The 13,900-nt window shown below is 49.5% G+C and carries 14 protein-coding genes; 5 read left to right on the forward strand and 9 right to left on the reverse strand.

Annotated features, from left to right (window positions below; genetic code table 11):
• The first annotated feature begins 33 nt into the window (after positions 1-33).
• Both DWX62_RS01415 and DWX62_RS01420 read left to right on the forward strand, forming a co-directional pair.
• Positions 34-3,177, forward strand: a complete 3,144-nt coding sequence (locus DWX62_RS01415) for a glycoside hydrolase family 2 TIM barrel-domain containing protein (protein ID WP_120172533.1) — start codon at positions 34-36, stop codon at positions 3,175-3,177.
• A 20-nt stretch (positions 3,178-3,197) separates the two neighbouring features.
• Entirely contained in the window at positions 3,198-5,126 is a 1,929-nt protein-coding gene (locus DWX62_RS01420) for a trehalase family glycosidase (protein ID WP_008662663.1), read from the forward strand.
• Between the two features lie 154 nt (positions 5,127-5,280).
• On the opposite strand, the gene buk is transcribed toward DWX62_RS01420, so the two are convergent.
• Positions 5,281-6,363: a butyrate kinase gene (gene buk, locus DWX62_RS01425; RefSeq protein WP_005830498.1), complete on the reverse strand. Its 1,083-nt coding sequence runs from the start codon at positions 6,361-6,363 to the stop codon at positions 5,281-5,283.
• A 44-nt stretch (positions 6,364-6,407) separates the two neighbouring features.
• Positions 6,408-7,328: a phosphate acyltransferase gene (locus DWX62_RS01430; RefSeq protein WP_005834523.1), complete on the reverse strand. Its 921-nt coding sequence runs from the start codon at positions 7,326-7,328 to the stop codon at positions 6,408-6,410.
• Between the two features lie 258 nt (positions 7,329-7,586).
• On the opposite strand from DWX62_RS01430, the gene DWX62_RS01435 reads away from it, so the two are divergent.
• Genes DWX62_RS01435 through DWX62_RS01445 form a run of 3 tightly spaced genes read left to right on the forward strand, consistent with a single transcriptional unit; the run spans position 7,587 to position 9,995 of the window.
• Positions 7,587-8,525, forward strand: coding sequence for an LD-carboxypeptidase (locus DWX62_RS01435; RefSeq protein WP_005830507.1), 939 nt, complete (start codon positions 7,587-7,589; stop codon positions 8,523-8,525).
• Positions 8,522-9,535, forward strand: coding sequence for a M28 family peptidase (locus DWX62_RS01440; protein WP_005830510.1), 1,014 nt, complete (start codon positions 8,522-8,524; stop codon positions 9,533-9,535). Before DWX62_RS01435 ends, DWX62_RS01440 begins: the two co-directional genes overlap by 4 nt.
• A 37-nt stretch (positions 9,536-9,572) precedes the next feature.
• A complete protein-coding gene (locus DWX62_RS01445; RefSeq protein WP_034525971.1) occupies positions 9,573-9,995 on the forward strand; it encodes a SufE family protein in 423 nt (140 codons plus the stop codon).
• A gap of 202 nt (positions 9,996-10,197) precedes the next feature.
• Here the strand turns inward: DWX62_RS01445 and DWX62_RS01450 are convergent, their stop codons facing one another.
• Genes DWX62_RS01450 through DWX62_RS01480 form a run of 7 tightly spaced genes read right to left on the reverse strand, consistent with a single transcriptional unit; the run spans position 10,198 to position 13,892 of the window.
• Positions 10,198-10,401: a helix-turn-helix transcriptional regulator gene (locus tag DWX62_RS01450; RefSeq protein WP_005830522.1), complete on the reverse strand. Its 204-nt coding sequence runs from the start codon at positions 10,399-10,401 to the stop codon at positions 10,198-10,200.
• An 18-nt stretch (positions 10,402-10,419) separates the two neighbouring features.
• Positions 10,420-10,638 (reverse strand): hypothetical protein, encoded by a 219-nt coding sequence (locus tag DWX62_RS01455; RefSeq protein WP_005830523.1) that lies wholly within the window; start codon positions 10,636-10,638, stop codon positions 10,420-10,422.
• 20 nt (positions 10,639-10,658) lie between these two features.
• Positions 10,659-11,123 carry a DUF2975 domain-containing protein gene (locus tag DWX62_RS01460; RefSeq protein WP_034532751.1) on the reverse strand — a complete coding sequence of 155 codons (465 nt, stop codon included), beginning with the start codon at positions 11,121-11,123 and terminating at the stop codon, positions 10,659-10,661.
• 26 nt (positions 11,124-11,149) lie between these two features.
• Complete coding sequence (locus tag DWX62_RS01465) at positions 11,150-11,791, reverse strand: DUF2975 domain-containing protein (RefSeq protein WP_005830526.1); 642 nt, start codon at positions 11,789-11,791, stop codon at positions 11,150-11,152.
• 15 nt (positions 11,792-11,806) lie between these two features.
• Positions 11,807-12,412, reverse strand: a complete 606-nt coding sequence (locus DWX62_RS01470) for a DUF2975 domain-containing protein (RefSeq protein ID WP_005830530.1) — start codon at positions 12,410-12,412, stop codon at positions 11,807-11,809.
• A gap of 23 nt (positions 12,413-12,435) precedes the next feature.
• Complete coding sequence (locus tag DWX62_RS01475) at positions 12,436-13,104, reverse strand: DUF2975 domain-containing protein (RefSeq protein ID WP_005830532.1); 669 nt, start codon at positions 13,102-13,104, stop codon at positions 12,436-12,438.
• Positions 13,101-13,892, reverse strand: coding sequence for a type II CAAX endopeptidase family protein (locus DWX62_RS01480; RefSeq protein ID WP_005830534.1), 792 nt, complete (start codon positions 13,890-13,892; stop codon positions 13,101-13,103). Before DWX62_RS01480 ends, DWX62_RS01475 begins: the two co-directional genes overlap by 4 nt.
• Positions 13,893-13,900 lie beyond the last annotated feature (8 nt).

Raw genomic sequence — 13,900 nt, forward strand, 5'->3', positions numbered from 1 at the left:
GAGCCATTTTTATATCACTAAATCCTATTAATAATGAAAACCAAACTTTATACCTTTCTCCTTTCTTCGCTGCTTTGCACCGGTGCCCTGGCCGACAACGAGCCGTGGCAGAACCCGCAAGTCAACGAAATGAACAGAGAACCGATGCACGCCCACTTCACCCCGTTTACGAATGAAGCCAACGCATTGAAACAACGTGCCTTGCCCGCCGACGTACGGTTCGACGTTAATCCTGCAACGGAACGCCGTATCACTCTGGACGGCACCTGGAAATTTCTTTTTTCAAAGAACAATGACCTCTGCCCCAAAGACTTTCACAAGCCCGGATTCAGTACCCGCAAGTGGAGTAAAATTGAAGTTCCGGGAAGCTGGGAACTGCAAGGCTTCGATGCACCTATCTATACAGATACCCGTTATCCGTTCCCCCCCAATCCGCCCTACGTGCCTACCGACTACAATCCCGTAGGTGCTTATATCCGCGAGTTCACCGTCCCGGCAGGTTGGGAAGGCATGGACGTTTTCCTCGATTTCGAAGGAGTGGAGTCTGCCTACTATGTATGGGTAAACGGCGAATTGGCGGGTTATGCCGAGGACAGCCGCCTGCCGTCGCACTTCAACATCACCAAGCTGCTGAAGAAGGGCAACAACAGACTGGCTGTAAAAGTATTCCGTTATAGCGACGGTTCCTACTTGGAAGGCCAGGACTACTGGAAATACAGCGGCATCGAACGGAGTGTTTATCTCTACGCCCGCCCCCAGAGCCGCGTCAAGGACTTCCGGATGACAGCGGAACTGATAAACAACTACAAGGATGGCGAACTAAAGCTGGATGTATTCCTCCATCGGCCTAAAGCCGGAGAAACGGTGGAAGTGAAGGTAATGGACAGGGATAAGGTTATCTATGACCGGAAGAAGTCCATAGCCTCTGCCACGGACACCTTGTTTACCCAGCAGCAAGTCTTCCCGAATGCACGCACCTGGAATGCCGAAACACCGAACACCTACACGCTGGTAGTCAGCACCTTTGACGCACAAGGGAAACCTCTGGAATCCTTTACACACCTTTTCGGCTTCCGTACCGTGGAAATGATGAACGGCATGCAGATGATTAACGGCCAGGCCGTCCTCTTCAAGGGGGTGAACCGTCACGAGCACGACCCGCACAAGGGACGTACCATCACCGTGGGGTCCATGATACACGACATCCAGCTGATGAAGCAGTTCAACCTGAACGGTGTACGCAACTGCCACTACCCGAACAACTATGCGTGGTACGAGCTTTGCACGGAATTCGGACTCTATATGGTAGACGAAGCCAACATCGAGAGCCATGGCATGATGTTCCACAAAGATGAGACCCTTGCCAACTATCCCGACTGGGAGGTGTCTTTCATGCAGCGGATGAGCCGTATGATTGCACGCGACCGCAACTACTCCGCCATCGTGACTTGGTCTATGGGCAACGAGTCGGGCTACGGCAAGCACTTCGAAACTCTGTATGACTATACCAAAAAGATAGACCCCACCCGTCCCGCACAATACGAAGGGGGTGGCTACAACTCCAAGAGCGACATCTATTGCCCCATGTACGCACGCATCTGGAGGTTGCGCCAACACGTGAACCAGCGTGATGCCCGCCCCATGATTCTCTGCGAATATGCCCATGCCATGGGTAACAGTGTAGGTAACTTCCAGGACTACTGGGACTTGATTTACAAGTACGACCAACTGCAAGGCGGTTTCATTTGGGACTGGGTGGACCAGACGTTTGCCATCAAGGACGAGAACCAGCGCGACATCTGGGCTTTTGGCGGCGACATGGGATTTGTAGGCGTCGTCAACGACTCCAACTTCTGTGCCAACGGCCTGGTTGCTGCCGACCGTACCCCGCACCCGCACATCTACGAAGTGAAGAAGGTATTGCAATACATCCACTTCGAACCGCTTGCCTTCACCCCGAACAAGATAAAGGTCACCAACTGGCACGATTTCATCGGATTGGAAGGATATACCCTCCGCTGGGCAGTGGAATGCGACGGCAAGACCGTTCAGAACGGTGAGATGGATTTCCCCAAGATTGCTCCCAGAAACTCTGCCAACATAGAATTGCCACTGAAAGCGCTGCCTGCCGACGGCAAGGAGTATTTCCTCACACTGCGTGCATTCACCAAGCACGAAGCGCCATTAGTACCGAAAGGACACGAGGTTGCCATCGAACAATGGGAATTGCCTTCTGCACCGTCAGCCAAAACCGTTCAGCCGGTGGAAGGAACGCTGACCGTAGACCGCAACAACGAAACACTGACCGTGAAAGGCAACAACTTCCAGGTAGCTTTCTCTACCCGAAACGGTGAAATGACAGAGTTGAACTACACCGGAAAGAATCTGATTAAAGAAGGGCTACAACCCAACTTCTGGCGCCCGTTGACCGATAATGATATTCCAAATGGGCACCTGATACGCTGCGGCACCTGGAGAAACGCCGGACGCGATGCCAAACTGCAGAACATCGAAGTTGCAGAAGCCGGACAAACGGCTACTGTCACTGCGACCTACCGCATGGAAGAACAAGATGCTGATTTGCAGACTCTCTACAAAATCACTCCCGACGGCAAGGTTCAGGTAACCATGCACTTCACCCCCGGCAAGAAGCCATTGAGCGAGATGCCTCGTCTGGGCATGCGCATGATACTCCCTGCCGAATATGAAATGATGACCTGGCTGGGCCGTGGTCCGCAAGAGACGTATGCCGACCGCAAGACGGGAGCCTTGATAGGCCTATACAACGCAACAGTCTGGGAACAGTACCATCCGTATGTACGAGCCCAAGAGACGGCCAATCATTGTGACGTACGCTGGGTGGCCCTACGTAATGCAACCGGCGAAGGCCTGCTGGTAGTGGGCGAAGAACCGTTGAGCGTAAGTGCTTGGAACTTCCCGATGGAAGACATTGAATACCGTCCCTCACAGATGGAGCGCCGCCACGGTGGAAGCATCCAGAAGAAAGATATGGTATGGCTCAACATCGACCACAAGCAGATGGGCGTAGGCGGTGACAATACCTGGGGAGCACAAGTTCATCCCGAGTACACCATCACTCCGCACGAATGGAAATACAGCTTCACGCTCGCCCCTCTCGCACCGGAGGATGATGCAGCGGAACAAGCGCACAAATAACCGTTAAATACCTCATTCATATGAAATACAAATTTATACGCATACTCTGCTTCACATTGTTGGCCGCAGGCATCGCAGCCTGCACCCCCGGCATGAAAAGCACTACGGAGAAACGGTATGCCTTCGCCGACATACTGGACATCTCCTACACTCCCGACACCCTGCACCGCTGCTATGGTTGGTTCACCGACGCCGGCTCGTGGATGGGCTTCACGCTGCCCGAACGGCAACAATGGGTCAACGGCTTCTGCGGCCCCTTCAGCCTCGATATGTTCCGCCGCCAATGGATGGCACAGTCAGCCGCCGTCGTAAGCTTTGCCAAAGATACACAAGAGATTTTTGTTCCGGATTCCACTTGCTATTACCCCGGCGAGCTCTATATGTCGGCACATTCCACCCACGGGAGCATCACGCAACGGCTCAACTTCACAAGTGCCTCGACCGCCTTGCTGCGCATCGAAGCCGACACGGCTGAAGACCTGCTGCTCTCCGGTAGCCAATGGGGCAAAGACATCACCGTCAGCGTAGAACAGAACTCCGTCATCGCCCGTCATCCCAGTGGCGAAACCGTAACCGTGACCTTCACTCCTAATGTAGAGCTGGCCAAGACCGACAATAACTATACAGCCCTCGTCCGCTCTCCGCGCTACCCTGTCAACGTAGCCATCTCTTTCTTCACTTCCGAAAAAGAGATGACTGCCAACCTGCAAAACCTGCCGAGCCTGCTCAACAATCCCGCCCCCGCCCTGCAAGCCAATGCCGAACGTTGGGAAGGTTACCTCACCAAGATACTGCGCAAGGACATGAAGCCCGAATATGACCGTATCGCCGTGAAAGCCGTCACCACGCTCATCTCCAATTGGCGGACACACCGCGGTGGATTGCTTCACGAAGGTATCATCCCGAGCCATGCCGTAGGCTATTTCGTCGGCTTTTGGGCATGGGATAGCTGGCGCTTCAGTGCCGGAACCGCCAAATTCGACCCCGAACTGGCCAAGAACAACATCCGAGCCATGTTCGACTACCAGCAACCGGACGGCATGATTATCGACTGTATCTACACCGACCCCTCCGAGAACAATGCCCGTGACAGCAAGCCTCCCTTGGTATGCTGGGCTGTCGATGAAATATTTACCCATACGGGTGACACCGCCTTCGTTGCCGAGATGTATCCGCAACTGCTCTCCTATTATAGATGGTGGTACGAGAAGCGCGACCACAACCGCAATGGCATGTGCGAGTACGGTGCTACCGACGGAACACTGGAAGCTGCCGCCTGGGAAAGCGGCATGGACAACGCCATCCGTTTTGACGGCGCCGTGATGCTGAAAAACGAAGGCTACGAGGATGCCTGGAGTATGGATCAGGAGAGTGTGGACTTGAACGCTTATCTGGCACTGGAATGCAAACTGCTGAAGAAATTCTCCAGCCTGCTGAAGATACCTTTCGACGCACCGGACTACAGTAGCCAGGTAGCCGACTATTTCTTTGACAAGAACATCAACTTCTTCTGCGATCGCCGCCTGAAGGACGGTTCATTCATCGAAGAGCCGGGCTGCGAAGCCTACACTCCGTTGTGGACCCGGATTGCCACACAAGCGCAAGTGGACAGCATGCTGCCCATGCTTCAAGATACGGCAAAGTTCTCCACGTATATCCCCTTCCCGACCATTGCCGCCGACAATCCCAAATACAATCCGCGCGGCTACTGGCGTGGCCCCATCTGGCTGGACCAAACCTACTTTGCCATCCGCGGACTGCGCAACTACGGCTACAACCGGCTGGCAGATGAATATACGCTGCAAGTCTTCGACCGCCTGAGTGGGCTGAAAGAGGGTGCTCCCATCCACGAGAACTACGGAACCCATACCGGCGAACGCCTGAAAGCTCCCCATTTCAGCTGGAGCTCCTCACATCTGTTGATGATGTACGACGATTACGGTAAGTAAACCGGGATTCCATATATGTCATAACTCACCACAGATTACACAGATTCACGCAGATTTTTTTAGTTTATTGATATCTGACATATTTATCTGTGTGAATCTGTGTAATCTGTGGTGAGTTATGACACTTTCATGAAGAACAAAAGCGATATGATTATTATCGGTAAACCTGCACCGGAAGCTCTCCACGCAAAGCTCCCAGCGCATTCATTACCAATGCTTCCAATTCGTCTTCTCCGGGATAGACGTGGACGGGAGCAAGGAAAGACACGCGCTCCTGCAACCGCGAAGTGATGTACTCGGAATGTGCCATACCTCCCGTAAGCAGAATGGCGTCCACCTTGCCATAAAGCACAACAGCAGCACCGCCTATCTCCTTGGCAATGCGGTAAATCATGGCATCAAGCACCAAAGCGGCATGGGTGTCTCCCTCAGCGATGCGCCTCTCTATGGCGGGAATGTCGGTAGTACCCAAATGGGCGGCAAGTCCCGCCTTGCCGGAAATACGTTTCTTCAGTTCTTCGGTAGTGTAACGCCCCGAGTGACAAAGGTCTATCAGTTGCCCGGCGGGCAGGGTACCTGCACGTTCGGGCGAAAAAGGACCGAAACCGTCGAGGGCATTGGGCACGTCCACCGCACGGCCGTGGCGGTGGACTCCTACGGAAACGCCTCCACCCAAGTGACAGACAATCAGATTGAGGTCTTCGTAATGCACGGGAGCTTCGGGCTGCAGGGCACTACGCTCGGCAGCATAGCGCCGGGCGATGGCTCGCTGGTTCAAGGCGTGCCAGATGGTGATGCTGGGCATCAGAGGCGAACCGGTGATGCGTGCCACATCGTCCAGCTCGTCCACCACGCCGGGATCGGCTATGAAAGAGGGGCAGCCGGGCAGCATGGCGGCAAGTTCGTGGGCTATCAGACAACCTAAGTTGCAGGCGTGGGTACGCATGGCGTGGAGCATATCGTCCAACATGGCATCGTTCACGGCATACACACCGCCAGGAATGGGTTTCAACAATCCCCCACGGCCGACGATGGCATCGAACTTAAAGGGAATGTCATTGGCCTCCAGCGCTTCCAGCACCAAGTGCTTGCGGAATTCGAACTGGTCGATGATGCGGGGAAATTGGGAAAGCTCCTCCACCGAATGCCGGATGTTGAGTACCAGACGGGGAGTTTCATCCTCATAGACAGCAATTTTTGTCGAGGTGGAACCGGGATTTACTGCCAGTATTTTCATTGATTACGATTTACAAATTACGAACTACAAATTACTAATTACAATCAAGGTTCTTTCACCCCGCTGGTCAGGCAAGCCATGGCAATGCTGTAATATTTGGACAAACCGGAATCGCTACGCGACGGTAATACCACCGGACATGAGGGTCCTTGCAGCAACCCGGCCATATCGGCATGAGAAAACAGAGATACAGCCTTATAAAAAGCATTACCCGATTCGATGTTTGGGAATATCAACACATCCGCCTCCCCGTCAATCGGTGATACAATGCCTTTGATGTTGCCGCTCGTCTTCTCACAAGAAGTCTTCACGTCCAGCGGGCCGTCGATGATGACATTGCCGAACTCTCCGGCTTCCGCCAGTTCTACAATATTCACATAGTCCAATGAATGGGGGAATTTGGCGCTAACCTTCTCCGTGCAATGAATCAGCGCGATGCGTGGCTGCTCTATCCCGAAATGGCGGCAAGTATGGATGGCATACCAAATCATTTCAATGCGCTGTTGCAGTGTCGGGCGGGGAATGACCGCAGCATCGGAGAAAAAGAGCAGTTTATCGTAAGTAGGTATCTGCATCACGGCCAGATGGGTCAGAATCTTTCCTTTAGGCAACAAACCATGTTCCTTGTCCAGAATGGCACGTAGCAAATTGTCGGTATTGATGATGCCTTTCATCAGGATGTCCGCTCCACCCTCGCGTACGATACGCACCGCCTCACGTGCAGCCTCATCGGAATCTTCTATATGCAAGGTACTGACATATTGAGGATATTTCTTCAAGGTGGGATATTTTTCCAATATGGCAGAATCGCCAATCATCAGAAATTCCGCAATCCCCTCCTCCAAGGCACGGGATATGGCATATTCTGTATTAGGGTCATTGGCACAGACTACCGCAATACGTTTCCTCTTATTCAAGGTTTTCAGGTGGGCTGTTAACTGGGCAAAGTTCCGTATCGGTTCCATAACGTTAGATTTTTAGCAAATATCTAAAAAAATGTCGAGAAATACGGCATTTGCCCCATTGAAATTTTATATGTTTAATATCATTTTGATATGTTCACCACAGATTACACAGATTGACACGGATTTGAACAGAATTTGAGTTACTCTGTTGATTATATATCATATATGACCTCCCTCTCTTCTGTTAAAAATCCGTGTTAATCTGTGATATCTGTGGTGAATTGTGTACTTTTGCCCAAAATAGATTGATAATATAATATGGGTAGTCTTATTTTCCCTCCGTATCTGCAGGAAGGTGATCGTGTCATTGTTCTCTCCCCTTCCAGCAAGATTGACAAATCTTTCCTGAAAGGCGCCTACAAACGTTTGAAGTCCTGGGGGCTGGAAGTCGTATTCGCAAAGCACGCGGGGAGTTCCAACGGAACGTATGCAGGAAATATCCGGCAACGCCTCGAGGACCTGCAGGAAGCCATGGACGATGAAGAAGCCAAAGTCATATTCTGTAGTCGGGGCGGTTACGGAGCCGTGCATCTGATAGGCAAACTGGATTTTACCAAGTTCAGGCAGCATCCCAAATGGCTCATCGGATTCAGTGACATCACCGCCCTCCATAATCTGTTCCAGCAGAATGGCTTCGCGTCGTTGCACGCCCCCATGGCGCGCCATCTCACAGTAGAACCGGAAGACGACTTCTGCACACAAGCACTGAAGGATATACTATTCGGGCAGGCATTGGGAGGAACCGAAGCATTCAGTTATGTCTGCCCGGGGCACAAACTAAATCATAAGGGAGAGGGAAAAGGCGTGTTGCGCGGCGGCAATTTGTCTGTGTTCTACGGGCTGCGTGGTACTCCTTACGATATTCCCGCCGAAGGCACCATCCTCTTCATCGAAGATGTGGGAGAACGCCCGCATGCGGTGGAACGCATGATGTACAATCTCAAACTGGGAGGTGTCCTCGACAAGCTTTCCGGCCTCATCATCGGACAATTCACCGAATACGAGGAGAACAAGTCCCTGGGAAAAGACCTATATGGCGCATTGGCCGATTTGGTGAAGGAATACGATTACCCGATATGTTTCGATTTTCCCGTCGGACATGTCAGCATGAATGTACCGCTGATAAACGGCGCTGCGGTAACACTGAAAGTTGGAAAGAAAGAAGTGAAACTAAGTTTTAATACAGAAAGAGAATGAAACGGAATTATACATTCATCCCGTTGCTGCTGTTGCTGATTGTAGCGATAGTGGCATGCAGCAACAACAGCAGCAAGTCTGCAGCCGATAATGACAGTGAGGGCGATGCGACCAAAGCGACTGTCCAAGTGCCTCAGTTCAGTGCAGACAGTGCATATCAATACATACAGACCCAAGCGGATTTTGGTCCGCGCGTGCCCAACACCGCCGCCCACAAAGCCTGTGGAGAATTCCTTGCCAAGAAGCTGGAAGAATTCGGCGCCAAAGTATACAACCAGCATGCCGACCTGGTGGCTTACGACAACACCATCCTGAAAGCGCGCAATGTTATCGGCGCCTATAATCCGGAAAGCAAAAGGCGTGTACTGCTCTGTGCCCATTGGGACAGCCGTCCTTATGCCGACCAGGATGCCGATAAGACGAAGCATCACAGCCCCATCCTGGGTGTGAACGATGGAGCCAGCGGTGTGGGCGTATTGCTCGAAGTGGCCCGCCAACTACAGCAGCAGGCTCCAGCCATAGGCATCGACATCATCTTCTTTGACGCCGAAGACTATGGCATCCCCTACTTCTATCAAGGTGCATACAAGAACGACACTTGGTGCCTGGGCTCGCAATATTGGGGACGAGTACCTCATGTAGACGGCTATAATGCCCGCTACGGCATCCTGCTCGACATGGTGGGTGGAAAGAACGCCACCTTCTACAAGGAACAGTTCTCTCAAAGAACCGCCGGTAAGTACGTGAACAAGATATGGAACACAGCCCACCGCCTGGGCTTCGGCAACTTCTTCCCCAAAGAAAAAGGCACCGAAGTGACAGACGACCATATGTATGTATACAACCTGCGGCAGATTCCCTGCGTAGACATCATCAACTATGACCCGAACTGCGACACCGGCTTCGGTGACTTCTGGCACACGATAGACGACACCATGGACATCATCGACAAGGGCACTCTCAACGCAGTGGGACAGACCTTGCTCGAAGTCATCTACAATGAGAAATAGACAATCAAATAGTAAATCGTAAATAGTAAATTCCATGATAAGTATCAACGAAGTACAAGATGAAGTAATTGCCGAATTCAATGATTTCGACGATTGGATGGACCGGTACCAACTTCTTATTGATTTAGGAAACGAGCAGGAACCGCTCGACGAAAAATACAAGACGGAACAAAACCTGATTGAAGGTTGCCAGAGCCGCGTATGGCTGCAGGCAGACGAAGTGGACGGAAAAATTATTTTCCAGGCCGAAAGCGACGCACTGATTGTGAAAGGAATCATTTCACTGCTTATCAAAGTACTCTCCGGGCACACACCGGATGAGATACTGAACGCCGACCTCTATTTCATTGATAAAATAGGACTGAAGGAACACTTGTCGCCCACCCGTAGCAACGGACTGCTGTCTATGGTAAAGCAGATGCGAATGTATGCGCTGGCCTTCAAAGCGAAAGACATCTAAAGGTTACGACCGACAATATATAAGCTAATAATCAGCAGATTATATTTACCGGATGTTTACCCTATAATGTAAAAGCCGTTACTCCAGAATGTAACGGTTTTTATGTCTTATCCTGATATAGGTAGACACATTTACAAACTAATAAATGTGTCTACCTATATCAGGATAAGACAAACCTCTACTTGCGCCTTCTTCTCCCTATTTATCCCTCCTTAAACTCCAGTATATCCCCCGGCTGGCAATCAAGTTCCTTACAGATTGCTTCCAGTGTAGAGAAACGGATGGCCTTAGCCTTTCCGGTTTTGAGAATAGAGAGATTGGCAGGCGTAATATCAATCTTCTCCGCCAGTTCGCCCAAAGATATCTTTCTTCGGGCCATCATTATGTCAAGGTTTACTATAATCATATAATTGTGTTCTATTTATCAATTATTCTTTTCCCACTCACACCACCAGTCAGTGTACCGTTTCGTCAACCGGTAATAACCATATATGCACAGATACATCCACGGCATTACAATATAGACTTTCCACTTCCCGTCAAAGGCCGGAAACAAGAGGAGAAAATAGACAATACTTGCCAACAATAAAACCGCCACAAGTCCGACAACGAAATACAGACCATATTTCACACTTTTCTTCATATCGCGCTCTTCACTTTTATTTAAATCGTCAACTCTTGTTCCTCACGCATACGAACTCCCATCTTAAAAAGATAGCCCATAAAGATGATGAAAACTCCCAATAACACGAATATCCGATAAGAAGTATCAGTCGGTACTCCTTCGGGAGTAAACCAGGAGAGAGTTACCTGAAAAAGCCCATTCAATGCTATCAGCACCCCAATGGTTTGTATCAAAGATGAATTCTGATAAACAAACACTTCCTCTTTCTTCACATTGCGGAGAATGAGAAAAATACACAAGCCACATATTGTCATCACCAGCATTGTTACTGATTCGGGTAATATGTGCCAGATAAAATTAGCAGTATCATCCTTTCCCAACTCATAGCACAATGTCAGATTACGAACAATGCCGCCACCAATACATAGTCCACAGAAATAAAACAGCACATTCATAATAAGCGCTATCCGTCTCTTTGGTTCCTTTGGTTCCTTTTGTTTCATAAGTGTCATAATCCCTCCTCTCACTTTTAAATAGTCAAGTCCTGTTCTTCCTTTATCTTCACCCCGGCGGCAAATATCTCGGTGAAAAGAATTATAATAACCAGGGATGTGAAATCCGTATCATGCGATGCAACCACTTCATAGCCCAGCAGAGCCACTTGCTTCACTGCTTCAAGATGATTCAGCCAATCGTGCAAAGTCATCAAGCCGTACAATGCAGCAAACGAATAAGTAAAGAAACGCAACCGGGCTACATTATCCGAAGTAAACACTTCCCGCTTTGAGATGGATACCAGCAAACGTATCAGACAATAGATTCCTACAAAGAAAGGAATGATGGCAAACATGGCAAAGAAGTTCACTATGGAACTCCAGACAGTGGGGACAATCACAGTGCCTATTCTCTTTACCTGATAAGGTACTGACTTATCGGCAAAACGATTCGTCAAGGAATCGACTGCTGTCGTTTCCAAAGGTCTTACATCCACATATACCTTATCAAATAAACCGGAATACTCCGGCTGTGGAGTTCCCGAATGCACATTTACACTATTGTAACCCTCAAGAAAACTATTCTTCATATCCACCCAGCCCGCTATCATCGCATAGGTAAACTCTGCAACAATGACCAATATAGCCAGGATACCCAATATACTTATCTTTTTCATAATCCTCCCCCCACATTAAACCGTTAAATCCTGCTCTTCCTTTATCTTCACGCCGATGGCGAATATCTCGGTGAACAATGCCAACAGCATATAATTGAACCAAGCATACTTGAAAGAATAAGGCAACACCTCGTATCCCTCCAGCCGCACTTGAGAAGCCAAGTCATGATAGATGCCCCATTGCTGCAACTCGAATAAAAGACTCACCGAAATCAGCGCATAGACAAAGATGCGCATCCGACGCACATTCTTGTGCACAAACACCTCGCCTTTCGTGGCAGTAAGCACCAGCCGCGCCACACTATAGAACCCGTAAAGCGCAAACAGTCCCGCAGGAAACAGCAAGAACGATACCCACCGCCACTTCGTACTACGGAAACCTTGCACCGATACCTCACTTGTATTGCAATACATGGGCGTATCCTGTGCCGCACTAATCAAAGTATCAGCAGGCAGCGTATCATCTGCCCGCACCAAAAGTGACACAGAGGGTAAGGCATGAAAATCCTTCTGGTCGCCCGCCTCATTCCAGCCGTCCATAAATCCACTAAACATATCCGTTACAACACTACCAATAAACACTACCAAAGCCAGGAAGGCACATACTCTGATTTTATTCATATCTCTGTCCGTTCTTCTTATTATTAAATCGTCAAATCCTGCTCTTCCTTCATTTTCAATCCAATGGCAAACACTTCACCTACAATCAGCGAACAAAGCCCAAGTACCAGCGTGGTAGTGCTCACCAATTCTGAGAGGCTCAGCTCGTAACCATGCAGCGAGAATACGGTATCGATACCTATAAAATCAAGATATGATGACGCAAAGGTACAGCAGAAGCTGACAACCAGTGCCATTCCCAATCGACGCAGCCGACGTACATTCCGCCAGTTGAAGATGTCGGACTTGTTGATAGAGATTATCAAGCGGATAAACAATACTACCGCCCAAAGGGAAAAGCCCAAATGCAGATATATCAGCAAATACTTTGCCACCACTTTCCCGACAGAATCATGAGAATCTACGCTGACCATCAACGAAGAGTAGGCTGCAGGCACATAACTCCTGCTTTTCTCATTGTAGACGGAATCCCTGAAGAAATCAAACGACTCCATGGAAGAAGGTATCAGGTTGACAACCTTTAGGTTCATCAGTTCCTTGTAGGCAGCAATGTCACTCCCTTTCTTTCCCAGCTCCAGTCCGGTCTGCGCCCCCATCTTGGCTCCCAGAAAGATATAGTACCCCTGCTCCAATACCGAGTAACTCAGTACAAGCATTACCACCAGGCAGAGAATGTTCAATCTTCTTTTCATAATTCAGTTGTTGTATTAGTATCAGATATATTATATTTATTCAGTTGTTTCAAGGAGAGTAGAAGCAACAATATGAAAACCACTGCCCAAACCAGTACATACGGGTTACTCAGCAGATGTGTCACATCCTCCATTTCAGGATGTTTCAGGCTCAGATAGACAGACAAGCCGTTATTCATGATATGTATCAGAATACATGCCATAAGACTCCGTGTCTTATAATAAAGCCAGGCAAGCAAGAAACCGATGAGGCAAGCACCTATTATCTGAACCGGATTCAGATGAAAGATACCAAATATCAACCCGGAAAACAAGATAGCCTTTGCCGGGCTATATCTGCGAAGCAGCTCCTTGGTAATGGCACCACGGAAAAGCAGTTCTTCCAGTACGGGTCCCAAAACAGAAATACAGAGAATACCCAGCCAACCGGATTGCAGTATATCAAATGTCTGGTCCAACAAATTGGGCAAAAAAGTAAGTTCGGACATCAGAAGACCTATTATACATATGGAAGTCATTCCGGCAAGCAGGCTCCATGCCAGATAAGGGACTGACACCGGAGAATACAGATGCTTGTCTCCCGTCAGGTAGTTCTTGCGCCACAAGTACAGTCCCATGAAAACAAAGCCCAGCAGCATGGTAGGCGCCACAGCAATCTGACCAGCCTTGTCCATGTCGAAAGTTCCATAAGCGAAATACGTATACAGCAGACAGAAAGGTCCTGCAAACAGTGCTCCTACAATCTGCATCAAAAAGTAAATCAATACTAGTTTTATTGCCGTTTTCATTGTTCTAT

Origin of the sequence: Bacteroides sp. AF20-13LB (assembly GCF_003603065.1) — a bacterium.
GTDB lineage: Bacteria > Bacteroidota > Bacteroidia > Bacteroidales > Bacteroidaceae > Bacteroides > Bacteroides uniformis.